The 24,681-nt window shown below is 38.6% G+C and carries 23 protein-coding genes; 14 read left to right on the top strand and 9 right to left on the bottom strand.

Annotation, left to right across the window (positions count from 1 at the left end):
• Together VB733_RS24745 and VB733_RS24740 are read left to right on the top strand one after the other, a co-directional pair.
• Window positions 1-288, top strand: a 288-nt coding sequence (locus VB733_RS24745; RefSeq protein WP_323342712.1) for a Uma2 family endonuclease, incomplete at its 5' end; no start/stop codon positions are given.
• An 80-nt stretch (window positions 289-368) separates the two neighbouring features.
• A complete protein-coding gene (locus VB733_RS24740) occupies window positions 369-947 on the top strand; it encodes a Uma2 family endonuclease (protein WP_323342711.1) in 579 nt (192 codons plus the stop codon).
• 164 nt (window positions 948-1,111) lie between these two features.
• Here the strand turns inward: VB733_RS24740 and VB733_RS24735 are convergent, their stop codons facing one another.
• The 7 genes from VB733_RS24735 to VB733_RS24705 all read right to left on the bottom strand — a co-directional run bounded on the left by VB733_RS24735 (window position 1,112) and on the right by VB733_RS24705 (window position 10,516).
• Window positions 1,112-3,373: a dynamin family protein gene (locus tag VB733_RS24735; protein ID WP_323342710.1), complete on the bottom strand. Its 2,262-nt coding sequence runs from the start codon at window positions 3,371-3,373 to the stop codon at window positions 1,112-1,114.
• A 229-nt stretch (window positions 3,374-3,602) separates the two neighbouring features.
• Window positions 3,603-5,684 carry a dynamin family protein gene (locus tag VB733_RS24730; protein WP_323342709.1) on the bottom strand — a complete coding sequence of 694 codons (2,082 nt, stop codon included), beginning with the start codon at window positions 5,682-5,684 and terminating at the stop codon, window positions 3,603-3,605.
• 42 nt (window positions 5,685-5,726) lie between these two features.
• Window positions 5,727-6,044, bottom strand: coding sequence for a hypothetical protein (locus VB733_RS24725; RefSeq protein WP_323342708.1), 318 nt, complete (start codon window positions 6,042-6,044; stop codon window positions 5,727-5,729).
• Window positions 6,045-6,489: 445 nt separating this feature from the next.
• The gene (locus VB733_RS24720) at window positions 6,490-7,032 is read right to left on the bottom strand and encodes a hypothetical protein (protein WP_323342707.1); all 543 of its coding nucleotides are present in this window, start codon (window positions 7,030-7,032) and stop codon (window positions 6,490-6,492) included.
• Between the two features lie 72 nt (window positions 7,033-7,104).
• Window positions 7,105-9,102 (bottom strand): response regulator, encoded by a 1,998-nt coding sequence (locus VB733_RS24715; RefSeq protein WP_323342706.1) that lies wholly within the window; start codon window positions 9,100-9,102, stop codon window positions 7,105-7,107.
• A gap of 5 nt (window positions 9,103-9,107) precedes the next feature.
• Window positions 9,108-9,686 carry a chemotaxis protein CheB gene (locus VB733_RS24710; protein WP_323342705.1) on the bottom strand — a complete coding sequence of 193 codons (579 nt, stop codon included), beginning with the start codon at window positions 9,684-9,686 and terminating at the stop codon, window positions 9,108-9,110.
• On the bottom strand, window positions 9,686-10,516 hold the full coding sequence (locus VB733_RS24705; protein ID WP_323342713.1) for a protein-glutamate O-methyltransferase CheR: 831 nt from the start codon (window positions 10,514-10,516) through the stop codon (window positions 9,686-9,688). The genes VB733_RS24710 and VB733_RS24705 overlap by 1 nt, the downstream gene beginning before the upstream one ends.
• A 325-nt stretch (window positions 10,517-10,841) precedes the next feature.
• Here VB733_RS24705 and VB733_RS24700 point away from each other — a divergent pair, with 325 nt between their 5' ends.
• Entirely contained in the window at window positions 10,842-12,347 is a 1,506-nt protein-coding gene (locus tag VB733_RS24700) for an FAD-dependent oxidoreductase (RefSeq protein WP_323342704.1), read from the top strand.
• 125 nt (window positions 12,348-12,472) lie between these two features.
• Entirely contained in the window at window positions 12,473-13,369 is an 897-nt protein-coding gene (locus VB733_RS24695; protein WP_323342703.1) for a YihY/virulence factor BrkB family protein, read from the top strand.
• On the opposite strand, the gene VB733_RS24690 is transcribed toward VB733_RS24695, so the two are convergent.
• On the bottom strand, window positions 13,353-14,549 hold the full coding sequence (locus VB733_RS24690; protein WP_323342702.1) for a HAMP domain-containing sensor histidine kinase: 1,197 nt from the start codon (window positions 14,547-14,549) through the stop codon (window positions 13,353-13,355). The two genes, VB733_RS24695 and VB733_RS24690, sit on opposite strands and share 17 nt — an antisense overlap.
• A gap of 387 nt (window positions 14,550-14,936) precedes the next feature.
• On the opposite strand from VB733_RS24690, the gene ubiE reads away from it, so the two are divergent.
• Entirely contained in the window at window positions 14,937-15,629 is a 693-nt protein-coding gene (gene ubiE / locus VB733_RS24685) for a bifunctional demethylmenaquinone methyltransferase/2-methoxy-6-polyprenyl-1,4-benzoquinol methylase UbiE (RefSeq protein WP_323342701.1), read from the top strand.
• Between the two features lie 212 nt (window positions 15,630-15,841).
• Window positions 15,842-17,077: a DUF445 domain-containing protein gene (locus VB733_RS24680; protein WP_323342700.1), complete on the top strand. Its 1,236-nt coding sequence runs from the start codon at window positions 15,842-15,844 to the stop codon at window positions 17,075-17,077.
• Window positions 17,078-17,178: 101 nt separating this feature from the next.
• On the opposite strand, the gene VB733_RS24675 is transcribed toward VB733_RS24680, so the two are convergent.
• On the bottom strand, window positions 17,179-17,334 hold the full coding sequence (locus tag VB733_RS24675) for a hypothetical protein (protein ID WP_323342699.1): 156 nt from the start codon (window positions 17,332-17,334) through the stop codon (window positions 17,179-17,181).
• A 132-nt stretch (window positions 17,335-17,466) separates the two neighbouring features.
• Between VB733_RS24675 and VB733_RS24670 the strand changes: the two genes are divergently transcribed.
• The 8 genes from VB733_RS24670 to VB733_RS24635 all read left to right on the top strand — a co-directional run.
• Complete coding sequence (locus VB733_RS24670) at window positions 17,467-18,252, top strand: SAM-dependent chlorinase/fluorinase (RefSeq protein WP_323342698.1); 786 nt, start codon at window positions 17,467-17,469, stop codon at window positions 18,250-18,252.
• Between the two features lie 95 nt (window positions 18,253-18,347).
• Window positions 18,348-18,992 carry a DUF2301 domain-containing membrane protein gene (locus VB733_RS24665; RefSeq protein WP_323342697.1) on the top strand — a complete coding sequence of 215 codons (645 nt, stop codon included), beginning with the start codon at window positions 18,348-18,350 and terminating at the stop codon, window positions 18,990-18,992.
• 79 nt (window positions 18,993-19,071) lie between these two features.
• Complete coding sequence (locus VB733_RS24660) at window positions 19,072-19,779, top strand: TIGR04283 family arsenosugar biosynthesis glycosyltransferase (RefSeq protein WP_323342696.1); 708 nt, start codon at window positions 19,072-19,074, stop codon at window positions 19,777-19,779.
• Between the two features lie 330 nt (window positions 19,780-20,109).
• Window positions 20,110-20,814 (top strand): TVP38/TMEM64 family protein, encoded by a 705-nt coding sequence (locus VB733_RS24655; RefSeq protein ID WP_323342695.1) that lies wholly within the window; start codon window positions 20,110-20,112, stop codon window positions 20,812-20,814.
• A gap of 137 nt (window positions 20,815-20,951) precedes the next feature.
• Window positions 20,952-22,499, top strand: a complete 1,548-nt coding sequence (locus VB733_RS24650) for a mercuric reductase (RefSeq protein WP_323342694.1) — start codon at window positions 20,952-20,954, stop codon at window positions 22,497-22,499.
• Between the two features lie 73 nt (window positions 22,500-22,572).
• Window positions 22,573-23,844, top strand: a complete 1,272-nt coding sequence (locus tag VB733_RS24645) for an anion permease (RefSeq protein WP_323342693.1) — start codon at window positions 22,573-22,575, stop codon at window positions 23,842-23,844.
• A 245-nt stretch (window positions 23,845-24,089) separates the two neighbouring features.
• Complete coding sequence (locus tag VB733_RS24640) at window positions 24,090-24,395, top strand: caspase family protein (RefSeq protein WP_323342692.1); 306 nt, start codon at window positions 24,090-24,092, stop codon at window positions 24,393-24,395.
• Between the two features lie 68 nt (window positions 24,396-24,463).
• The coding region (locus VB733_RS24635; RefSeq protein WP_323342691.1) for a hypothetical protein at window positions 24,464-24,681 on the top strand (218 nt) is incomplete at its 3' end.

Below are 24,681 nucleotides of genomic sequence, written 5' to 3'. Positions count from 1 at the left end.
TATCGAGATGTCGTTATAGACGAAGCTTGTCCTGTTCCTCCAGAACTGGCGATCGAAATTATTTCACCCGACCAAACTTTTGCAGAAATGACCGAAAAAGCCACCGATTATCTGCAAGCAGGGGTTTTTAGGGTTTGGGTTGTGGATGCAAAAGCCAAAGCTATTACTATTTTTTACCCCGACGCACCACCGCAGACAAAAAGAGGTAAAGATACTTTAGCTGATTCTCTACTAGAAGAAATTACATTTACATCTCAAGACATTTTTCAACAAGCTGGGATACCTTAAAAAATAAAATACCGTGAGGCTAGCTTTACGCATAAATCACCTAAACTAAAATAAACCCTTTCTATCTTTATTTACTAACTATGGTTCAGTCTCCAAATAAACGTCTCACATTGGAAGAATTTCTTGCCCTTCCTGAAGGTGATGTTACCTATGAGTTCGTCAACGGTGCAGCTGTCCCCAAATATAAAACTGAGGAAATATCTCCTAAATTTTTTCATTCTCGGTTTCAAAAAACTTTACTTATTCTTCTAGATCGATGCTTGCAAAATCAAGGTCGTGTGGAAGTTGAATGGGCAATAAAATTAAAGATTGAAAATGAGAACTGGATGCCTGTTCCCGATTTGACTTATGTTTCTTATAAATTGCTTCCTGCTGATTGGTTAAAAGATGAACCCTGTCCGGTTTCTCCAGAATTAGTTGTAGAAATTATTTCCCCCGGTCAAACTTTTGGCGAGATGACCGAAAAAGCTACTGACTATATCAAAGCTGGTGTTCTCAGGGTTTGGGTTGTGGATACAAAAGCCAGAACCATTACTATATTTGCACCTGCTTGCGTTCCTGCTACCTATCGAGAAAATCGATTAATTAGTGATGATTTGTTACCAGGATTAGAAATTACTCCTGATGAAGTATTTCAACGTGCTGGTTTAATTGCTTAGGATAACTGGCGATTTTTCCAGATTATAAATTAAATATTAATCCTATAGTCATGGAGGAAGAAATCCGGTTGCTCATCAAACAGTAAGGAATCATATAAAAATAAGTAGTGCAAGGGTCTCGCTTGCAATTTCCCAAAGGTGAGCAAGACTTCGGTGTGAGAACATTAATGACCATCAGTTAACCAATTATAAGCATCATTAATTAAATGCATTTTTTCTTGTGCTTGCTTTAATTGCTGAGGATTACTAACAAATAAATCAGGATGCCATTGTTTGACTAATTTTCTATATGCTTGTTTAATTGCATCAATTGATGCATCGCTTGGTAAACCTAATAGTTTATAAGCACGAGTTATTTTTTCAATTTCAAGTTGTTTTTTTGGTTGCTGGGTAGAAGTCTGATTAGATGTATTTGTATTTTGTTGTTGACGTTTTTGGTATCCAGAAACACCCATTTCTGCTTTCATTTTGGCAATTTCCTGATCAATTTCCCACTTACGAAAATTTGCATCTAGTTCATCAAACTTAGGTCGTTTGCAATCAGTTTTGTAAACATGAGAATAAGGAGCAGAATGAGTTTCTTTTGTTGATGTTTTCGCTTGTGTTTGCTGCTCTTGAGCTTGAGTCGCTGTTCCGTTGTTTTTGACTTCCACTACTCTTTTAGTGCCAACATCTTCTCTAATACCAACTCCTTGAGAGCGATATACAGATTGATGATTTTTTGGTGTTTCTATTTCAACTTTAAATTCATTAGGTATAGAAATACTGAAATAACTTTCTAATTGTTGATTTAACTCAATCAAACTATTTTGCCATTTCTGTAACTGTTGACGTTTTTGAATAATATCTAAAGAATCAGGATTTTCAATAAATTTAATTACCTTTGCCGATTTGCGATCGCACTCTGCTAATATTGATAATCCCTGACGACTAAACTCGCTTAAATACTCGTCAACTGCATCAAGACACAATGTTGCTACTTGCTGATGATAGGATTCATTTGCTGATTTCTCATCTTGTTTTTGTATATTTTTATTAACTAGATAAGAAATACTCCCTAAAACTGCTGCACCTAAGGGACCACCTAAAACCCAACCAATACCGCTACCCACAGCAAGTGAGCCTGGTTCACTTAAATCACCAGAATTAGTATTTCGAGGAGGTAAAGTAACCTGCGGATGTTTAGGAACAGGTATTAATAAATCCTCTGGTCTTTCATTTTGAAAAAAATCATATGCTTGATATAACCATTTAATTACTGCTTGCTGTAATGGCTGTAAATCATTTTTTAAAGTTTCCCGTTCCCAATTAGAAAAATTATCTTGTGCTAAAGCGATCGCGGCATCACCTTGATATTTTTCACGTAAGTTTGCTAAAGATAGCCATTGACGCAATTTAGCGATACTTGCAGAGAAACCTTGTTGAATTAAATCTGCGGCTTTTCTTTTGATTTCATTTGCAGCATTATTTTTATTATTAATTTTTTGTACTTCATCTTGAATCGGATTAATTTTATCTTTTAATGCTATTTGCAGTTTTAAAGCAACGGCTTGTACTCTTGGCTTACTTACTGCTTGATTATTTTGTTTTAAAATGACAGCAATGTTTTGCAATGCAGTTTCAAATTCAACTAAACCGCTTATATTTGCTGCTGCAACATCACCTTTGAGCCTTGCACGTAAAGCAGGCAATGCATCAACTCGATATAAATTGCTAAAACCTGAAGGTAATTCAGCCCGAAAACTTTCAGCAACAAACCGTAATCTATTTTGAACTTCTTTTTGTTCTTCTGGTTCTAATAAATTAATAAAATTAGCGACAAAAATAACTGTTTTAATCCCTCGATCTAATAACCAATCGCGCAAATTTTCTCGTTCTCCTAAAGTCATTAGCTTGCGTGCATCGAGTAATTGCACTACTAAATCAGCACTCAATAATTGCTCTCTAACCAAATTATCTTGTGCTTCCCGGTCATTTGTACCTGGTAAATCGAGAAATTCAATCCCAGTTTCTAAAAATGAATGGGGATAAAATACTTCAACAGATGCCACATCATCTCGCATTCTCCGATTCTGATCAAGAATGGCAAATTCTTTTAAAATATCAGTACCACTACGATGTATTTCACTACCATTTGCAAGGATAATTCGAGTTCTGATATCACTGCCATATCTAACAGTAATTGCGGCTCCAGTGCTGGGGATTAAATCAATTGGTAGGGTTTTACTACCTAACATGGCATTCAACAAAGTTGATTTGCCGTGATTAAAAGGACCAAAGACTGCAATCCGAAAATTGGGGTTATTTAGATAGTTACAAACTGCTAATATATCTTGATGTAATGGTGATTTTCTATTTAAATCAAGTAATTTAGATGTATTTTTTAGTAATTCTATAAATGACTGGTAGTTTTTATGGTTTTGCATATGCCCTAATTTTTATAATTTTGTTTATAGCGGTTTTCATACAAGTGAAATACATTTATCTTGCTCCCCTTCCCTTGCAGGGAAGGGGTTGGGGGTTAGGTTAGTGTATTGGATGCAACCGAGAAGCGCTATATATTTATTTATACTTTCATGCCAGCTTATATATTTTTTTATCCCCGACTTCAATAAGTCGAGGATGTTTATTTTATTAGAGGGTTTTGGTGAGTTATTAACTGTAATAAGCTAACAGTTTATTGTAAGCTGTCTCAATAGTTTGCACCTCAGCGTATACATCAGCTTCTAACTTCTGTAAGCGTTTTAATTCATTTTCACGATTAATTTCGTGATTTCCCTTTTGCTTGAGTAAATTATCTAATTCAGATTTCCGTGATTGGATATCATCATTAATTCTGAGACTCACTTCACGCTCGTAAGCATCAAAGCATTCTTTAACTGCATCATAAACAGTCTTAGATTGCTCATTAGCAACTTTTGGTAGATATTTAACTAACTCTTTCTTCGCAGTTTTAACTAACTCTTTTCTCGCTTGATCTGCTTGCAAAAACCCTACCCCTAACCCTAGTAAGGGAATAGCAATGGGTCCCAAAATAGGAGCTACTAATGTTCCTAATAAAGCACTAATTCCAAACACTGTAAAGTAGTTCAGTAAGATACTTTTCCAATCAAATCCTGCACCCGCCATTGCGAAACCAGCTAAATTTCCCCGTGAGAGAGAAAACAAGCCCATTGCCCATTTTGCCCAACCGGGAGAATGATCTTCTTCACTGGAAATGTTGGCATTGACTCGAACTTTTTCACCTGTGAGTTTTTCGGTGATTTGATTGGTAATTTGACTGTAGGAATTACCGTACTTTGCCGCACTACTAGAAAGTTTTGCAAAAGCTGCATTAATATCTTTTTCTGCGGTTAAACTCCAAGCTGCAAATTTATCAGTGACATATTGTTCAAATGCTTTTTGCAGCGCCAGATTAAATGCTTCCCGTTTGCCACTGCTGAGGAAGTCCAGCATATTTAACTCTGGTTGGTAGCGAAGAAAATCAGTTTCAAAAGTATCGCCCAATTTCAACACATAACTGCGGAATGACTCAGATATTCCATGTGCTTGGTTATCCCGTGTTTGCAGAATTTCAGTTTTGAATTGGTCACGAATATTGGTAAGCTTGTTAAATTCGGGTTCGACTGAATTGATACGCGATCGCAATTCTTCTACTCCCTTGTCTAGTAAAGGTATCCGTCTTTGAATTGCTTCTTTGGTGTTGTTTCCTGCTTGACGGGCTAAGGTTCGCACCTGTCGCAACTCCGCTACAGCCCGTTCACGAGTCAGAAAGATATTTAATGCACTCATAAATTCGGGAAAACCCGTCCCCTCTAAGTCTGCTTGGGGATTTTTTAAACGTTTGCGAAGTGCTTGAATTGAGGACAGTTCAAAAACTCGTTCATTGTAAACATTTTGACCGTCAACTATACAGTATTCACTAAGGTTAGCTTGGAAAACTTTCCGTAAACGTGCCTCTGATTCGCGTAATTCATCATCATCATCTGGATCAATTAATGCTTCTTTGACTTGATCCCAGGCATTGACTAAAAAGAATACCGATAAACCCCGACCTTTAATATAATTTTCTAAATATCTTCTTTCTCCTAAAGTGCAGGGTTGTGATGCACGTAAGACAAAAAGAATTGCATGACAATTATTAATATAGCCTAGTGATAATTCATTCCGTGCTTCTGTATCATTTAAGCCGGGACTATCAACAATTTCAACTCCTTTTTCTAGCAAGGCTAAGGGATATTCTACGATTGCATGACTGACATCAGGAAAAGCTGGTTTATTATCTTGCTCTAATCTTTTTGCTTCCGCCGGATCAATAGTATATTTGTGTTTAAATTCATCAAACCCCATATCTTGAGGAGGTTTACTATCATTGAAATGTACTGTGACTTTTTTCTGCGAACCATAACGTAATACAGTTAACAGTGCAGTACAGGGATTGACATCACTAGGTAATATTTTCTCGCCAATTAAAGCATTTAAAAATGTGCTTTTACCCCGTTTCATATCACCCAAAACCATGAGACGAAACACACCGCTACGAAGGTTTTGACTCGCGACACGCATATCTTCAATATCGCGTTCCAAACTGAGTTTCCCAGAACTATTACCACCAGCTATTTCGGCGGCATTAATAGTATCAGCAATTTGATTGAGAGATACTGCAACTTCGGCACGAACTTGAACAACACGCTCTAAATCATTAATAAAACTATCTGTTCCAAATTTACCTGTCATGCACTTTATTCCTAATATCTACTACAATATATTTTTGAACAACTACTTTTTCTTTTCCAAAAATAATTTATAACCAGCAAACGCTAAGGCTCCAATAATAAATATATTGGCAAATACAGACGCAACTCTAACTGCAATCAAAGCGACGACTCCCAGCCCAAATAATTTCAATCCGAGAACTGCTTTACCTTTCCATAACTGTCCCTTTACTTCCTCTTTTACTTTTTTTGTTTGATAAAATTGAATATCTTTTTGATTAACTTCGGCATCTAGTTCTTTTAACCGTAATTCAGTTTCCTTTTGTCGAAGTTCTCTTTCGAGACGCTGTAATTCTTGTTCACGTTCCTCTGGCGATTTCATCCCGCTAACCCCACTTTGGATTATGAAATTGTCACAGTTATCAAATCTTGAATTTAAACCTTAATTACATGTAAAATAACGTACTGGCAAAAAATATTGCATCAGTGCAAATACGGCTTAAATTCTTGACACCTGCCAATTTTTACTAGAAGATAGATACCAAGAAATAAATTTATGTTCCGGAAATCTTACCAAGATTGGTTAATTACTCGCACAAAATCTGACCCTAATTTTTATATTAGGTTCGCCGAAATACCCACTATCAAAACGATGTAAAAAAACACAAGTGCTGCTTATATGCGATTACTATTTGATTTTCGTTGGCGTAGCCTGGGCTTTGCGCTTAAATACACGTAGGGGAGGCAGGAAAGCGGTGTGGATATTCCTCCCGCAAAATTGCCGTTGTGTTAGCGTTAACCAAATTCATTCAAGTAGAGTGTGAGGTTTAAGGCTTGTGTTTTTCAAATTCTTCTGTAAGATAGCTCCCTAAATACCAAAGCGGTTCGCCAAATTCTTCGGATTTTGAGGCTCCCAATTCAATCAATAGTGAAGTGCGTTGATTAATTTCAAGAGCAACTTTTTTGGCAAATTCGGCATTGTGTAGATAGCTTTCGCCCGTTTCGGGATAAGCATCGTACCAAAGTACGTAGAGCGCAGAGGCTAAAGTTCTTCTTTGCCAGATATGGGTTTGAGGAGAGTCTAGAAATTCTAGCAGCAATTCTAAATTAATTGAACTTGCGAGAATCAAATCTTCGTCTTGTTGTGAGAAATGAAGCTCGTCGTTAATAGCCCAAAGTTCTAATTGTTGACGAGAGAGTAGGGGCAGGGCGTTACTTCCTCCACTAAAATCTGTAGAACCGCATTTAGAACAGGGTTCATACCATGTGCGTGTTTCTTCAAATGCTGCGGTTAATTCATCGAGAAATCGTGTTTCTTCATAGCCACATTTTGCACATGAGCGAGTTTGTTCGTATTTTTGAGAAGTCATTGCTCTTATACTCTATAAAAATTGTCGCAATTAATATCTTCAATATCACCTACTAAGATTTCGCAATTAAACCTACGATAATCGGGCAATTTTAGTAATTCTTGTAATTAAATCACTGGGTTCAAAAGGCTTAGAAATATATTCATGAAAACCAGCATTTAAAGCTTGAGCGCAATCTTCTTCATGGGAACATGCAGTTAAAGCGATCGCCGGAATTTTTTGTCCGGTTTCTACTGGTAAAGTGCGTATTTTTTTGATTAAGGTGTAACCATCTTCCCCCGGCATACAAATATCACTAATTAATACATCCGGTTGAATTTCTTTTAATACTGCTAATGCCTCATCAGCAGATGTCACCGCCGTCACATTTGCACCTTGTTCTTGGATGATAAAGGAAAGAAAATTACGATTATCAACTTCGTCATCTACAATCAAAATTCGCAGTCCCGCCAGGGGAAGCAAAGCCGAGGCAGATGAGGACATATTTCCAGCATTTAAGTGATGATGTTTGTTTTGTAAAAGTGGTAATTTAACAGTGAAAGTTGCCCCCTGTCCTTTGCCCGGGCTGACTGCACTGATGCTACCTTTATGCAGTTCAACTAAATGATGAACGATTGCTAGTCCCAAGCCTAATCCATTTTGCGATCGCGTTGTTGAGCTATCGGCTTGACGAAAACGTTCAAATACTTTGGGTAAAAATTCTGCTTCAATCCCAATACCTGTATCTTTAACAGCTATTTCTACCCAGGATGTTTCTACTCTTTTTAAAGTTACTTCTACCTTCCCATTTTTGGGTGTAAATTTAACGGCATTAGTTAATAAATTGGAAATAACTTGCTGCAAGCGAACTGCATCACCACTGACTTTGCCAACATGATCATCTAAGCAAATATCTAATTGCAGATTTTTCATTTCTGCTTGCGGGCGCACTGCATCCAAAGCTGCTGTAATGATCAACTGTAAATCGACAACACCTAAATTTAACCGCAATTGACCCCTAATAATTCGCGATACATCAAGAATATCTTCAATTAATTGCGTTTGTGCGATCGCATTACGTTCAATGGCATCTAGGGCGCGAGATGTACCTTGTTCATCTAATTTTTTTGTGCGTAGTATTTTTGACCAACCCAACATTGCTGTCAAGGGTGTACGCAGTTCGTGGGAAAGAATAGCCAGAAACTCATCTTTCATTTTATTTGCGGCTTCTGCTTCCTGTCTTGCCGCTTGTTCACGGAACATTTGAGCGCGAGTGGCTTCCGCATTCTTCTGGTCGGTAATGTCTTCTATCGTACCTACATGTCCTTGAATACTACCATCAGTCCTTAGCATTGGTGTACAGCGAACCCGAAGCCAACGTACAATATCCTCTTTAAATAAAAACCGAAATTCTTGAGTATACTCGTTACCTTGACTAAGATAATTTAACCAACTAGTTGTTGCCGCATCTCTGTCATCTGCTTCTACAAACTCTAACCAGCTTTTATCTAAACATTCTGCTGCTGTGATATTGCAAATTGCTTGATAGCGGGGATTTGTATATGTGCAGTTTCCTTGATGATCAATTTCAAAAATACCGACAGGTGAAGAGGTACTCAAAGAACGAAATCTTTCTTCACTTTGCTTCAATTCTGAATTCAAGATAGCAAGCTGTTGAGCTTGTTGCTTTAAGGCTTCGGATTTTTTATATAGTTCAACAAATATTTTCACTTTAGAAGTTAGGATATGCTGGTCTATGGGTTTGAGTAAATAATCTACCGCACCCGCAGCATAACCTTTAAACTGCATATTATCGTCCGTACTAAAAGCAGTTAGGAAAATAATCGGAGTTTGGCGCGATTTCTGACGACTGCGTATTAATGAAGCGGCTTCAAAACCATCCATCCCAGGCATTTGTACATCCAGCAAAATTACCGCAAAATCTTGATGTAGCAAATACCGCAAAGCCTCCTCCCCAGAAGTCGCTTGCACTAGATTTTCTTCTAAGTCTGCCAAAATTACCTTTAGTGCTAACAAATTTTCTGGTTTATCATCCACCAGGAGGATATTTACTTTGCTTTCAGCCTGCATGAGTTTTATTTTCCTATAGAGTCACAAAGTTTAGCCAGTACCAAGGCTATCTCTTCTAGCGGTAAAATCCAGTCTACACAAGTCACAGCAGCAATTGCAGCTTTGGGCATGACAGCACATTCGGCTGTGGTTGGTTCTTGAACAATGGTAATTCCTCCTCGCACTTTTATCGCCTGTAAACCCCGGCTACCATCTTCGTTGGCTCCTGTCAAAATCACACCAATCACTTGCTTACCATAAACATCAGCAGCAGATTCAAATAGTACATCAATTGACGGTCGAGCGTAACAAACGGGTTTATCAATCGAAAGGGCAAAATGACCTGGCTCTACAAGCAAATGATAATCGGCAGGAGTTAGGTAAACATAACCAGGCTGAATCTTGTCTTTGTCTTCAACTTCTCGAACTGACAAAGCCGTGTATTGTTGCAAAAAATCCCTCAACGTCGTGTCCCTAGAATCAGGATGACGATGTTGCACGATCGCGATCGGTACTCCAATGTCTTCTGGTATATTTTCTAGCATTTTTTTGAGCGCCAACAATCCTCCTAAAGACGTACCCACAACGATGATTTTAAAAGACATTAATTCACCCTCCGATAGAGCTTTTCTCTTTTGACAAGCTCTTGATATTCATGCTCGTGAGGCGTAAAACTGATTGACTCTTGCTTGCCTAAACCAAGAATACCAAAGGAACAAAGGCTGTGGTAAAATAGTTCATGAACGCGACTTTGTAAAGTTTGATTAAAGTAAATTAAAACGTTGCGGCAAATAATTACATGAAACTCATTAAAAGAACTATCAATTGCTAAATTATGTTGAGCAAAGATAATATTTTCGCGTAGAGACGGACTGAAAATTGCATGATCATAAGCCGCAGTATAGTATTCGGAAAAAGATTTTTTCCCACCAGATTGAATGTAAAGTCGGGTGTAATTTTGCATTAATTTCAGAGAAAAAATACCACGCCTTGCTGTTTGCAAAACTTGTTCATTTAAGTCAGTTGCATAAATCCGACAACGTTGATATAGTCCCTCTTCTGCCAATAAAATAGCCATTGAATAGACTTCTTCCCCACTAGAACATCCAGCGTGCCAAATGCGAATAAATGGGTAGGTATGTAATATGGGGATAACTTCATTTCTAAAAGCCAAATAAAAATTAGGGTCGCGAAACATTGATGTCACATTGACTGTCAAACCTAATAAAAATTTGTGAAAATAGAGTTTATCAGACAATATATTTTTTTGTAATTGTTCAATACTCGATAATCCTTCAGCATAAATAAAACTCTGAATCCTACGTTTGAGGGAAGAGAAGGCATAATTACGGAAATCATGACCCCAGAAAGTATAAATTTCTTCAACCAGTGACTGAACTTCAATATCTTCTAAAGTTTGTTGTGGCACAGTCATAATATTTACGCAACTATTGTCATTTTCATTATTCATAGATGAGATATTCATAGATTAAATAGGATTACTATATACCTTACGACTGATATATATCTACCAATTTACAACTCAAATTTATCCATAAGGTAGGTTAATTTTAGATGGACAAAAGTCTAAAGTAACTACTATGTTTGCTGGTGGAGATTTTTAGCTGAGAATATTGTCACAGCTAATTTTAAGTCAAGAAACAAGCAAAATAAAACTTGGCGATCGCCTTTTTTAGTACGAATCCTTATATCAAAACAACTGTACTAATCCAATATTATCCGGGAACAAGAATTAAATTATGCCTAACTTAACAGGAAAACACATTTCATATTGGATTGATTCTACACCTACAGCTAATTTTCCAGTGCTTAGTCATAATCTATCTGTGGATGTAGCAATTGTTGGTGCTGGAATTGCGGGAATTACGGCTGCAATCTTACTCAAACGAGCCGGAAAAACAGTGGCAGTGATTGAATCTCAACAAATATCTACAGGTGTAAGCGGTCATACGACAGCCAAAATTACCTCACTTCATCAATTAATTTACGCAGATTTGATTAAAAATCATGGTGAAGAAAAAGCCCGCATCTATGCCCAGTCGAACCAAGCAGCACTAGAATTTGTTGCCAAAACCATTACCGAAGAACAAATGGACTGTGACTTTAGTCGTCAGAGTGCTTATACATTCGCAGAAACCGAGGAAACTCTCCAAGATATTGAAAAAGAGGTGGAAGCAGCACTGAAACTCGGATTACCTGCTTCCTTTGTCCGTGAAACTTCCCTACCTTTCCCGATTGCTGGCGCAATTAAGTTTGACAATCAAGCACAGTTTCACTCGCGCAAATACTTATTACATCTGATTCAGCAAATACCTGGCGATGGCAGTTATGTATTTGAAAATACCAGAGTTCAGAAGGTAGAAGAGGATAATTCCTGCCAAGTGATTACCGACAAGGGAACTATCCAGGCACAAGATATCATCATCGCCACGAATATCCCGATCGCAGATGAGGGCTTATTCTTTGCCAAAACATACCCCAAACGCTCTTATATTGTGGGTGCAAAAATCTCTGCTGACAAAGCACCACAGGGAATGTATATCGGCTCAGGAGAGAAATATTACTCAATTCGGACTACTCCCTACGAAGGTGAATTATTGTTGCTTGTTGGTGGTGCTAGTCACAAGGTAGGGGCTGTAGAAGATACTGAAGAAAAGTATCTAGAGCTAGAAAATTATACTCGCTCTCGTTTTGGTGTTGAGTCCCTGGACTATCGTTGGTCTACTCAGGATTTTGTCTCCTTTGATAAGTTACCCTACATCGGCAAATTAACCCCCCTAAGTCACCATACCTATGTTGCTACAGGCTTTAGCCTCTGGGGAATGACCAAAGGAACCCTATCGGGAATGATCCTGGCAGATACGATTTTAGGGATTAAAAATCCTGCTGCGGATTTATATGATGCAACTCGCGCCACTCCTTTTGTAAATCCGCAAGGTATAAAACAAAACCTAGAAGTGGGAACTCATTGGATTGGCGATCGCCTCAAGGGGTGGGGTAAAAATTTGGATGATGTGGGCATAGGTGAAGGGAAGCTAGTCACTGTTGATGGAGATAAGGTAGCTGCTTACCGAGATGAAGCTGGAAACATTCATGCGGTTTCTGCGGTATGTCCTCACTTAGGCTGTGTTGTCGCTTGGAATAGTGGTGAGAAAAGTTGGGATTGTCCCTGTCACGGTTCCCGTTTTAGCTGCACTGGGGAAGTTTTGCATGGACCCACAGTCAAGGATTTAAAGAAATTTTAGTACAAAAGGAGGGAAAATATGACAAATAGTCACGAGCGATCGTTAATCACAAAGAACACGAAGACGTGGAGAAAAGCAAGGGTCTAATTGAAGTAATTTTAGGCAGAGAATTGAGGAGTAAATCTGTGAAGATTCGTGTATTCTGGAGATTAATAAAAGAGTCATTTAAAGAATATAATAAGGACAAAGTATCCCGGCTAGCTGCCGCTTTATCTTATTACACAATTTTCTCACTCGCACCTTTATTAATAATTGCGATCGCCATTGCTGGTTTTTTCTTTGGAGAAGAAGCCGCAAAAGGAGAAATCGTTTTCCAACTACAAGGATTGTTGGGCAAAGATGGTGCGGAAGTGATTCAAATGGCAATTGAGAATGCCGCTAAACCTAATAACAATGGTTTATTTGCATCTTTAGTGAGTATTGCTATTCTTCTATTTGGTGCTTCGGGAGTCTTTACAGAACTTCAAGATGCGCTCAATACTGTTTGGGAAGTCAAACCAAAGTCAAATCTGGGATTTACGCAACTAATTCGCAAACGGTTCTTATCATTTGCAATGGTTCTAGTAATCGGTTTTCTGCTGTTAGTATCCCTCTTAATTAGTGCTTTACTCACAGGTATAAGTAATTACACCATTAGTTTATTACCTGGGAATGACTTAATTTGGCAAATTATTAATAATATATTTTCATTTACCGTCATCGCCCTTTTATTTGCCATGATTTTTAAATTTCTCCCTGATGTGAAAATTACTTGGGGAGATGTATCAGTGGGAGCAATTATTACGGCTTTATTATTTGTTCTGGGTAAGTCACTAATTGGTTTATACTTAGGTAATAACAGCTTTAGCTCTACCTATGGTGCAGCAGGTTCAATTATAATTGTTTTAGTTTGGACTTATTATTCCGCGCAAATTTTGTTTTTCGGCGCTGAATTTACCCAAGTCTACGCCAGAAAATATGGCTCGCAAATTCTCCCCGATAAAAATGCTGTTAAGCTGCCAAATTCTAGAGATTACTCTTGATTTCAATGGGAAAAATCACCGTAAATGTAGACCCTTTCCCCACTTCCGAACTCAGATAAATTCTCCCTTGCAATAAGTGAACTAATTTATCAACTATTGCTAAACCTAATCCCGTACTGTCGGCAGGATGATTTTTACCAGGAATAATTGCACGCTCAAAAGGTTGAAAAATACGTAAATGGTCTTTTGCCGCAATGCCAATTCCCGTATCTTCAACTAAGATTGACCATTCTTGAGGGGAAATCAAACGACATACAATTGAGATACTACCTACTTCCGTATAACGAATCGCATTACTCACAAGATTCATCAAAATTTGTTGCAGTCGCACCCCATCCGTCATCACTTGATTGGGTAGATTTTGGTAATCAACTAATAGTTGTAATCCACGGGAAGATGCAAGTGGCTCCATAATTTCAGACACTGTGTTAATCAGCATTGGCACATTTGTCGGTTCCACATTTAGCGGTATCTTGCCAGCTTCACAGCGAGATAATTCTAAGGAATCATTAATTAAAGTTAGGAGCTTGCGACCATTTGCCAAAACCCGTTCGATATGTGTCAAACTAGTTGCTGTATCTCTGATTTCTGTTTTGCGAGATTGACGTAAAAATAGATCTGAGTAATTAATAATCGAGCTAAGTGGTGTTTTTAGCTCATGTGCTAGGTGGGAAATATTATCTTGATTAGCATTAACTAGGCGCTGAAGTTCTTCAATAGTCAAACTTAATTGATGCTGTACCTGTTGTAATTCCTGCAACCTTTCCTCGACATAACTATGAAAACATTGAGCGATGGCGGAATCTACAACCGCATCTATTAATGACATTGCTCGGAGAACTTCTTCTGCTGTTCCCTGCAATAATTCAACGCTGACATTCGCAAGAATTGTAGTTCTGAGTAGATGATACTCCCGCACAACTTCTCTAGGATCAAAATCCTGTTTGGCTCTGAGTGCCCCATGCTTAAAACTGGCTTGGGCAATCGTCTCAAAATCACTCTCTTCTGTTTGAGCTAAAACAGTTGCCAAAGCAGTTAAAACATCGCCAATATGATTCAAAACAGCTTGACGAGTTAGATGTTCTGTGCTTTTAACTTGTCCATCACGAATAACCCTGTCAACCCACTGTTGTGCAATGACATCAACTTTATCAGCAAGTAGTTGACTGAAATCTCTCATCAGAAAAGCCGGGGGAATATAATCTCTTAGCATACTCTTTTGAGACAATATTTTGGATAATCTTGCTAGATTTTTCCGGTGAGGAGGTGTTGCCGGAGTGGAGGGGTGACAAAAATAGCGTCAATGCATACTCAATAAGCATCATAGCCTTTTCCCTTTGCTATAAAACTTGCATTTATTGGAATTTAATTTCATTAGCTCTAACAGCAAAAGGGTGCATTTGTACTTAAAATTAATCCATCGCCCTTAATTTCATACTTGGATTTCGCACTCGGATTTCAAGTTAGTATTTAATGTTGTATTGGGCGAAAGATTCACCTTGGATGTCAATGGGAAGAATTAATTTCGCCGTAATTCAAGATTCCATATTAGTAACTTTTGTAGACAATGAATAATGAAATACGTAGCATTTTTAACAAAATTGCTCCAGTGTACGATGAGTTAAACGATCGCTTGAGTTTTGGACAACATCGGGTTTGGAAAGAAATGGCGGTGAAATGGAGCCAAGCAAAACCGGGAGATACTTGTATTGATTTATGCTGTGGCAGTGGCGATTTATCTCTGCGAATGGCGCGACGCATAGGTAAAACGGGTCAAGTGTACGGAGTTGATTTTTCCTGCGAGTTACTGACAGTCGCCCAAGCAAGAGCAGAAAATATCTACCCAGAACCGAATATTACTTGGATTGAAGCCGATGTTCTCAATTTACCTTTCGAGGATAATCACTTTGACGCGGCGACGATGGGCTATGGCTTGCGAAACGTTACAGATATTCCCCGTTGCTTACAAGAATTGCATCGCGTCCTCAAACCTGGTGCCAAAGCGGCAATTCTCGACTTCCACCGTCCCAGTCATGAACTGATGCGAAAATTTCAACAATGGTACTTGAATAATTTAGTTGTTCCCACCGCTACACAAATGGGAATGAAAGACGAGTACGCTTACATTAGTCCCAGCTTAGACCGCTTTCCCCTTGGTAATGCACAAATTGCGATCGCTCAACAAGTTGGTTTTACAGATGCCACACACTACCCCATTGCTAACGGTATGATGGGAGTGCTGGTCATCAAGAAATTTTAGATTTTAGATTTTGCGAAAAGTTGGCAGTGTTGGTTTCCGAAACCACCTCCGTGCGGGGTTGCTGCTAAACTTTCAAGAAGGATTTTGGCTTGGGGTTTAACTGCTCGTAATATACGCTTACCGAATTGCAAACCCAGATACAATCCAAAAATCCAAAATCCAAATCCGAAATCCAAAATCCAAAATCCGAAATCCGAAATCCGAAATCCAAAATGGATTGGTCTCACCTCTGGCTCTACATATCACCCCCGGTTCTCGGTGGGGTTATTGGCTATTTCACCAACGATATAGCCATAAAAATGCTATTTCGTCCCTACCGAGCCATATACATTCGTCAAAGACGCATCCCGTTTACTCCTGGTTTAATTCCCCGAAATCAGGAACGGCTTGCTAAAAATATTTCCGATACGATTATGGGGTCGTTACTAACACCCCAGGAATTGCAGAATCTGGCACGCCGCTTGCTGCAAACCGAACGGGTGCAGGGTGCAATACACTGGTTATTGCAAATGGCACTCGAACAAATCCAAGCGGATCGGGAACAAAAAAGCGCTAAAATATTAGCCTCGATATTGCGTGACCTTTTGGGTGAGTCGTTACCACGTTTATTGAAAGTGCTGGCACGCCGCGAAGATTTTTTAGAAGCACAAATTAATCAAATTTTTGACCAGGTATTACTTGAGTTTCAACTCAATGAAGAACAAGCTTTCCGTCTGGCTGACTGGTTATTGACTGTCGTCTTGCCTGCCGATACCATCCGCTCGGCTATAGTTGATTTTCTCACCGATCGCACTATCCAAACCATCGATGAGAGTTTCCGCGAAAAAACTAGCGGGACTTATTGGGTTGTGGCAAATTTATTTGGCTTACGCAATACTTTAGCCCGGTTGCGAACCCATTGCTTAGATGAAAAAGACGCAACAAATGCGCGTATTCGTGAACTCATTCAAGATTTAAGTGTACGCGATCGCATCAAAAAATTCCTCCTCAACCTGTCATTACAAAATCTCCCCATTGCTACAGTCCGGCAGTTACGCAAAACTACCCGCGAAAGTGTCCGCCATTATCTACAAAATCGCGGTGGTGAGTTGCTTCAAGGTTTGAGTGAGTCGATTGATTGGGATAATACAGCAGCTATATTAATTAACCGTCTCAGCACTTCTCCTGTTGTCAATGCTTCTTTGGAAGTTGTCAGCAAGGAATTAGCCCTAATTCTCGAACGCTATCTGGAACGGGATTTGGAACAAATTGTTGCTCAAGTGATTCCAATTCTCTCGATTGACCAAGTAATTGTTGATCGCGTAAAATCAACTTCCCCGGCAGATTTAGAAGCCGCAATTGAAGGAATTGTCAAGAATGAGTTACAGGCGATCGTCAATTTGGGTGGAGTTTTGGGAGTTGTTGTTGGTTTAGCACAAACTGCATTGATTATGTTCACGCAAAAATAATTTAATAATTTGTGATCACACAAAAAAGCCCGCATTCGCTTATTTACGGGCTTTGAACTCAAAAATTTCCAAAATCAATTCAGCTTTTTAACCTTAGCTTTTTAACCGAAACTTCTCATCTCAGCTTCGATTTGACGAACTAGATTATCATCACCTTTGGCTCTCGCAACTTGCAGGCGATGCTCTAGGCTTTTTAAAATACTTTGTTTATGAGCCTCTTGGGCTTTTTTCGCAGCTTCGACTCTGTTGCGAATCATGGCTTGAACCTCTTTGCTATTAGCTATATCTATGTCATCTATATTTAACATATCATAGATTTAGTTACGTTTGTTACAGAAAAATATTCTTTATTATATATTTACTTTATTGAAGACGTTATTCAGGCGGCAATGAGTCAAACAAGACTTATAACTTTGTTAACTGATTTTGCCGATCGCGATGTCTATGTCGGTGTGATGAAGGGTGCGATCGCTCAAATTAACCCAAATATCCCAGTGGTGGATTTGACGCATCAGATTCCCCCTCAAAATATTGCTGCTGCTAGATTTTGCTTGATGAGTGCTTTTCCCTATTTCCCCGATGGCACAGTACATCTGGCTGTGGTTGATCCTGAAGTGGGAAGTAGTCGTCGTGCAGTGGCAGTAGAATTGGAAAATGGGTTTTTAGTTTCACCGGATAATGGTATTTTGAGTGGGGTATTAACCCAAGCGATCGCAGTTGCAGCCGTAGAATTAAATAATTCTCAATATTGGCGAACATCCAAACCCAGTCTCACATTTCATGGTCGGGATATATTTGCGCCTGTTGCCGCCCATCTTGCCAATGGCGTACCGCTTCGAGAATTAGGTAGCGAGATAAGTGTAGATAGTTTGGTCGAACTGGAATTACCAAAATGTCGCCCCGGCATGAATGGTGTAGTTGGTTGCATTCAGTATATAGATGTATTTGGGAATTTAATTACCAATATTCCCGGTAGCTACATCCCAGAAAAACCTTGGCATGTGAATATTGCTGGATTCCCAGTATCAGGAGCCGAAACCTATAGTAGCGTTAATCCTGGAGAAGCGATCGCGATTGTTGATAGTGATGGCTGGGTGGAAATTGCGATTAATCAAGGGAATGCGCGATCGCGATTCAATAGCGAATTGGGGCAGATAGTCGAGTTATTTTTTTAGATACAGTCAGTGCTTCTAGGGATTTGAGTAATATTTTCAGAATCAGATAATTAGGTTTAGAGTATATTTATAACTCTTCACCCTTAACTATTCTTATGGTTGCCACACCCGAAGTATATCAAGGACAGTTCGGCGAATTTACAATTGATGAGAGCGATCGTCAAGGTGTCATCATCTATCGTGCTGGTTTAATGATTGCAGCAATCTGTTTTGCTGTTGCTAGTGGGTTAGTTTTGTTCGGTAAAAACCCAGATATTTATCGTTTTGTCACACCTTTATATACTGGTTTTTCCCTTGCTCTTGGTGTCAGTTTATTAACTATCCATATTTATATGGCAGCTTTACATCGGACTCTACAAGCTTTTTGGCTCATTGGTGTAATTGCTGCTTTGGCGATCGCTCATGCTGACCCTCAACCATTTATTGTTACTGTTTATACGAATCCTTTGACTATATTAGGAGTCGGATTTACGTTCGCCGCACTCACAGGAATTTATTTCAAAGAAGCTTTTTGTTTTAATCGTTTGGAAACAAAATTTTTAACCTTAATTGTCCCCGTGTTACTACTTGGACATATGCTGAGTATTTTGCCATTGCAGTGGGAACGTGTGTTGTTAGGGTTTTGGGCAGTTTTATTCTTGGTTTTTGCAGTTCGTAAAGTTGTCCAAGCAATTCCCCCGGATATTGGTGATAAATCAGTGTTTGCTTATTTGAAAGCACAACGTACAATTCGAGCGTGAATCAGCTTTGGTAAATACTGATTATGAAGACTGAGACAGAGACTTGGAAATGTGGGGATGGGGAGAAATTTTAATCAGCATGAACTACGAACATAATACATCTGATCAGATTTCAATTATAATTCCCACCCTCAATGAATCTACAAATATTGAAGTTGCAGCTGCCTCAATTCAATCCGCTAAGAATATTGAAATCATTGTGGTTGATGGAGGTTCACAAGATAATACAATAGAGATTGTGCAAAAATTAGGAATAAAATTTATACATTCTCTACCTGGTCGTGCATCTCAAATGAATGCGGGTGCATTATTAGCAACTGGTAATATTTTGTTGTTTCTCCATGCGGATACTCAGCTACCACCGAAATTTGATACTGTTGTCCGCGAAGCCTTAAAATCACCTGGTGTTGTAGCAGGTGCTTTTAATTTGAAAATTAATGCATCACCATGGAGTTTGCGATTAGTAGAATGGGGTGTGAAGGTGCGATCGCATTTATTCCATCTTCCCTACGGAGACCAAGCCATTTTTATCAAGCAGGAAGTATTTGAACAAGTCGGAGGTTTCCCCGAACTTCCAATCATGGAAGATTTTGAAATGATGCGACGTTTACAACGGATGGGACGGATTCAGATTGTTCCAACAGCAGTTGTAACTTCTGCACGTCGATGGTTAAAAAAAGGAGTTTTTAAAACAACTTTAATTAACCAAATGGCGATTATTGCTTATTTTCTCGGTGTTTCGCCAACCAGAATCAGATATTGGTATCGCGGCAAAAATAATACTTAGTGTAAAATTTAGAGTAATTTAAGCTGATTCTCATTTTGTTGAGATATATTCTTTAGTAATGATTCATGATTATGACAATTAATTGCACGACACTGGCAATATGGTAGGCATCAAAAATAATTAATAGTTAATAACTCAATAAGGTTTACTTAAGATAACCAATGTAATCTTTATTCTCACCTTAAGTTAACTATATCATCAACTAACTATATTGGTTAATAGCGAACAATTAATTATTTGACGGAATGCTAGGCTTTTTTGTCTGTCTGTTTTAATTTTGGTTGATTTAAGTCAAATTGTAAACTTAAAATATATGACTAATATTTTACTATGAGAAAATCTCAGTTAATTATCTTTTTAAAATTCGCGTTGATAGTCACTTTATTCGTGGCTGCAATTCTTATTGCCAAAGCCTTAAATATCCACGAATTATTGCAACAAGCATTGGTTTGGGTGAGAAGTCTGGATTCATTTGGGGTAATTGCATTCATTATTATCTATAACTTAGCAACAGTATTATTTATTCCCGGTTCAGCATTAACACTAGGTGGTGGTGCTATTTTTGGTGTATTTTGGGGGTCAATTTATGTGTTTTTTGCTGCCACTATTGGTGCCACATTCGCTTTTTTAATTGGTCGCTATTTATCACGCGATCGCATCTCCCAATTATTGGAAAAATACCCAAAATTTCAAGCAGTGGATAGAGCAGTTGCCCGTGAAGGTTTGAAAATTGTATTTTTAACTCGTTTATCACCATTATTCCCATTCAATTTATTAAATTATGCCTTTGGAATTACGCAAGTATCAACTAAAGATTATATCTTAGGTTCAATTGGCATGATTCCTGGCACTGTTATGTATGTTTATATTGGTTCACTCACAAGTGATTTAGCTATGATTGGGATGGAAACTCCACAAGCTAACCCATTTTTGCAATGGTCACTTCGTATTATTGGTTTTGCGGCAACTGTTGCTGTTTCACTTTATGTGACTCGTATTGCACGTCAAGCATTAGACCATGATTTAAATGATTAGTAGCTATTAGTATAGTGCGAGCGGTTAGCTATTAGCTGTTAGCTATTAGCAATTTGAGAAGTTCATTTTCTAACCGTTCTTCGTATAGCTATTAGTTTTAATGACTAAGAATACATAAATAATTACAGATAACTAATATGTTTAATCCTGAATTAAAACCAATTTCTGTACGTCCAATGGACGAGTACAACCAAAGGCTAGTTTCCTATGTCCATCCCTTAGATTGGGTAAATCCTCAGCCCGCAGATTGTTATGATTTAGTTGTAATTGGTGGGGGCACTGCTGGATTAGTTGTAGCTGCTGGTGCTGCGGGTTTAGATATCGGATTAAAAGTGGCTTTGGTAGAAAAGCATCTCATGGGTGGAGATTGCTTGAATTATGGCTGTGTCCCCTCAAAGTGCATTATTCGTTCTGGGCGCGTAGTGGGGGAAATGCAGCAAGCTAGGGAATTTGGCGTAATTGCCCCTCATCAGGTTGAGGTGGATTTTCCCTATGTCATGTCACGGATGCGGAAAATTCGTGCAGGTATTAGTCATCATGATTCTGTGGATAGGTTTCAAAAGTTAGGGATTGATGTTTTTTTAGGAAATGCTAGTTTTAACAGTGCAAATACTGTAGAAGTCGCTGGTAAATCTCTCCGGTTTAAAAAAGCTGTAATTGCTACTGGAGCCAGAGCATCAAAACTGACAATTCCCGGAATTGAAACAGCTGGATATTTGACAAATGAGACAGTTTTTTCACTGACTCAAAAACCTCAAAGATTAGCAGTCATTGGTGGTGGTCCGATTGGTGCAGAATTAGCACAAGCTTTTCGACGATTGGGGTGTGAAGTAATTTTATTTCATCGTGGTTCACATATCCTGAATAAAGAAGATTATGATGCGGCGGAAATTGTCCAAAATGCATTTATTCGGGAAGGCATTCGCTTAGTTTTAAATAGCCAAATTGAAACTGTGGAAACAGTGAGTAATGGTAAACGGATTTACTTTAATAGTAACGGTCAACGTGACTCAGTGACGGTTGATGAAATTTTAGCAGGTGCAGGCAGGACACCCAATACAGAGGGGCTAAATTTAGATGCTATCGGTGTTGAATATGATTCGCGTCGGGGTGTATTTGTTAATGATTTTTTGCAGACATCTAACCCGCAGATATATGCAGCAGGTGATATTTGCATGGATTGGAAATTTACCCATGCAGCAGATGCAGCAGCGCGAATTGTAATTAAAAATACCCTATTTTCACCGTTTGGTTGGGGAAAACAAAAATTAAGTAGTTTAATTATGCCTTGGGTTACTTATACTGATCCAGAAATTGCCCATGTTGGTATGTACGAAGAGCAAGCACAGGCAAAAGGTATAGATATTAACATTATTAAAATTCCCTTTAATAGTGTAGATCGAGCGATCGCAGATGGGCAAGAAGAGGGTTTTGTGAAAATTATTCACCGCAAAGGTTCTGATGAGATATTGGGGGCGACAATCGTTGCCAGTCACGCGGGTGAAATGATTTCGGAAGTGACTACAGCAATTGTTAACAAAATTGGTTTAAGCAAACTTAGCAGCGTCATCCATCCCTATCCTACCCAAGCCGAAGCGATCAAAAAAGCCGCAGATGCATACCGGCGAACTCTACTGACACCAAAAACAAAGTCGTTTTTAAGTTTCCTAACTAAATTTTCGTGAGAGGAGGTTGATAAATGTTTATAGATATTTTTATAGATAATGAATTTAAGTTCAATTTGCAAAGTCTATCTAAATGTCTATTAGTCTAATTTTTGTCGCAATTCTAGCGTTTTACCTGGCTTTTAATTTGGGTGCAAATGATGTTGCTAATGCAATGGGAACATCGGTTGGTTCCAAAGCGGTAACATTGAAGCAGGCTTTAATAATTGCTGGAGTATTAGAATTTACAGGTGCGGTACTATTTGGGCATGAAGTTACCCAGACTTTAGCTACAAATGTCGCTAATCCCCAGTTATTTATCAATACACCAAAATTATTACTGACAGGGATGGTATCCGTACTCATTGCTTGCGGTTTATGGTTACAAATTGCGACTTCACGAGGCTTACCTGTTTCATCTTCCCATGCAGTTGTAGGTGCGATCGCTGGTTTTAGTTGGGTAGCTGTAGGTGTGAATGCAATTGACTGGTTCTCAATTCGTTTAATTACTATTGGGTGGGTATGCACACCAGTAATTAGTGGTGTAATTGCAGCGTTATTTTACAGTCAAATACAACGTTGGATTTTACAGCAAAAAAATCAAATTACCCAATTAAATGAATGGATACCTTGGTTAAGTGTTGCCTTAATTAGCACGTTTGGAATCATTGTTTTGCCAACTTTAACCCATCCTTTCCAATATTTATTAATTGAAAAATTTGGTTTACAAATACCGACAAATCAAATTAGTTTATTTACAGGGAGTGTAGCAGTTTTTGGGTTAACAGTTTATAGCTGGAGACAATTGGCAAAGGTAGAAAAAAAAGACGAACCAGGGGAAGATAATAACCAGTCAATCGAAAAAGTTTTTGCTAAATACCAATTATTGAGTGCTTGCTTTGTCGCATTTGCACATGGTTCTAATGATGTCGGAAATGCGATCGCTCCTTTAGCTGCTATTACATATATTATGAAAACAAAGAACGTACCCATAGGTGAAATCGAAATACCATTATGGATTTTGGTTCTTGGTGCTGTGGGTATTGTTACAGGTTTAGCAATTTTAGGTAAAAATGTCATTGCAACCATTGGTGAAAGTATTATTACTTTGCAACCTAGTAGCGGTTTTTGTGCAGAACTAGCTACAGCTACCACTATTTTGCTGGCATCGCGTTTGGGTTTACCTGTGTCAACTTCCCATGCATTAGTTGGTGGTGTAGTAGGTATTGGCTTAGTGCAAGATTTCAAGTTGGTGAAATTTTCAACTTTAAAAAATATTGCTGCTGCTTGGTTGCTGACAGTTCCTATAAGTGCAGGTTTGAGTGCAATTGTTTTTCTACTAATGAAGACAATTTTTAATTTTTGATTGGGGAAAAGTAATTATTTATCCTGGTAAATCAACTAAAAAAGACAAGCTTTCTGCACTCATATTCCCCTCTGAACCAATGCCACTGCGGTAGGTAGCGGTGACATTTTCTTCTCTGGAGATGCTGCGCGATCGCGATATGTAACTGGCAATAATTTTTACTCACCAAGATTCTCGTGTATTATGCGATCGCTGGGAATTTTTCGATACTAAAGCTTTGATTGGAAACGAATTGGAGAAAAACAATGGCGCAACGATGGGCATTCCTGGTGGGGATAAATCGCTACATTGACCCGAACTTTGGAACTCTCAAATTTTGCGTTAATGATGTGAAGGCGATCGCAAATATTCTCAAGCAGGTTGGTTATGAGGTTGTTTGCTTACATGATGAGTTGGAGCCAGACAGCCATTTATTTCCGACTCGTGACAATGTGGAAGCGCAATTGAAGCAACTTTGTCTCAGATGCAGGCAGATGATTTACTTTGGGTGCATTTTGCTTGTCACGGTACCAGGGTGGAAAGGGAAGTTAATAAAAAGGAACCTGTTTTAATTACACGGGATACTCGGCAACATTGATTGGAGACGAGAGCTATATCTTTGGCTGAGGTGGAAAAATTCATGCGAGATAGCCAAGCACGTCAATTAGTTTTAACTTTAGATGCTTGTCATAGTGGTGTGGAACTTGGCAGAGATTTAACCGATCCGGATTTTATTCGCAATGTTTATAAGTTGGCAGAGGGATTTGCACTGATAGCTGCAAGTACCGCACAGCAAAAAGCTTTTGAATGGCAAGAAAAACAACATGGGGTTTTTACTTACTATGTTAATTCTTTGAA

Source organism: Calothrix sp. UHCC 0171, from assembly GCF_034931845.1.
In the GTDB taxonomy this organism is placed as follows: Bacteria; Cyanobacteriota; Cyanobacteriia; order Cyanobacteriales; family Nostocaceae; genus Brunnivagina.
The sequence above is the reverse complement of the archived record's forward strand: the minus strand, read 5'-3'. Positions and strand labels throughout refer to the sequence as shown.

Coding starts and splice junctions, on each gene's coding strand:
- VB733_RS24740 (WP_323342711.1), top strand. CDS start 369: ATGGTTCAGTCTCCAAATAAACGTCTCACATTGGAAGAATTTCTTGCC.
- VB733_RS24735 (WP_323342710.1), bottom strand. CDS start 3,373: ATGCAAAACCATAAAAACTACCAGTCATTTATAGAATTACTAAAAAAT.
- VB733_RS24730 (WP_323342709.1), bottom strand. CDS start 5,684: ATGACAGGTAAATTTGGAACAGATAGTTTTATTAATGATTTAGAGCGT.
- VB733_RS24725 (WP_323342708.1), bottom strand. CDS start 6,044: ATGAAATCGCCAGAGGAACGTGAACAAGAATTACAGCGTCTCGAAAGA.
- VB733_RS24720 (WP_323342707.1), bottom strand. CDS start 7,032: ATGACTTCTCAAAAATACGAACAAACTCGCTCATGTGCAAAATGTGGC.
- VB733_RS24715 (WP_323342706.1), bottom strand. CDS start 9,102: ATGCAGGCTGAAAGCAAAGTAAATATCCTCCTGGTGGATGATAAACCA.
- VB733_RS24710 (WP_323342705.1), bottom strand. CDS start 9,686: ATGTCTTTTAAAATCATCGTTGTGGGTACGTCTTTAGGAGGATTGTTG.
- VB733_RS24705 (WP_323342713.1), bottom strand. CDS start 10,516: ATGACTGTGCCACAACAAACTTTAGAAGATATTGAAGTTCAGTCACTG.
- VB733_RS24700 (WP_323342704.1), top strand. CDS start 10,842: ATGCCTAACTTAACAGGAAAACACATTTCATATTGGATTGATTCTACA.
- VB733_RS24690 (WP_323342702.1), bottom strand. CDS start 14,549: ATGAGAGATTTCAGTCAACTACTTGCTGATAAAGTTGATGTCATTGCA.
- ubiE (WP_323342701.1), top strand. CDS start 14,937: ATGAATAATGAAATACGTAGCATTTTTAACAAAATTGCTCCAGTGTAC.
- VB733_RS24680 (WP_323342700.1), top strand. CDS start 15,842: ATGGATTGGTCTCACCTCTGGCTCTACATATCACCCCCGGTTCTCGGT.
- VB733_RS24675 (WP_323342699.1), bottom strand. CDS start 17,334: ATGATTCGCAACAGAGTCGAAGCTGCGAAAAAAGCCCAAGAGGCTCAT.
- VB733_RS24670 (WP_323342698.1), top strand. CDS start 17,467: ATGAGTCAAACAAGACTTATAACTTTGTTAACTGATTTTGCCGATCGC.
- VB733_RS24665 (WP_323342697.1), top strand. CDS start 18,348: ATGGTTGCCACACCCGAAGTATATCAAGGACAGTTCGGCGAATTTACA.
- VB733_RS24660 (WP_323342696.1), top strand. CDS start 19,072: ATGAACTACGAACATAATACATCTGATCAGATTTCAATTATAATTCCC.
- VB733_RS24655 (WP_323342695.1), top strand. CDS start 20,110: ATGAGAAAATCTCAGTTAATTATCTTTTTAAAATTCGCGTTGATAGTC.
- VB733_RS24650 (WP_323342694.1), top strand. CDS start 20,952: ATGTTTAATCCTGAATTAAAACCAATTTCTGTACGTCCAATGGACGAG.
- VB733_RS24645 (WP_323342693.1), top strand. CDS start 22,573: ATGTCTATTAGTCTAATTTTTGTCGCAATTCTAGCGTTTTACCTGGCT.
- VB733_RS24640 (WP_323342692.1), top strand. CDS start 24,090: ATGGCGCAACGATGGGCATTCCTGGTGGGGATAAATCGCTACATTGAC.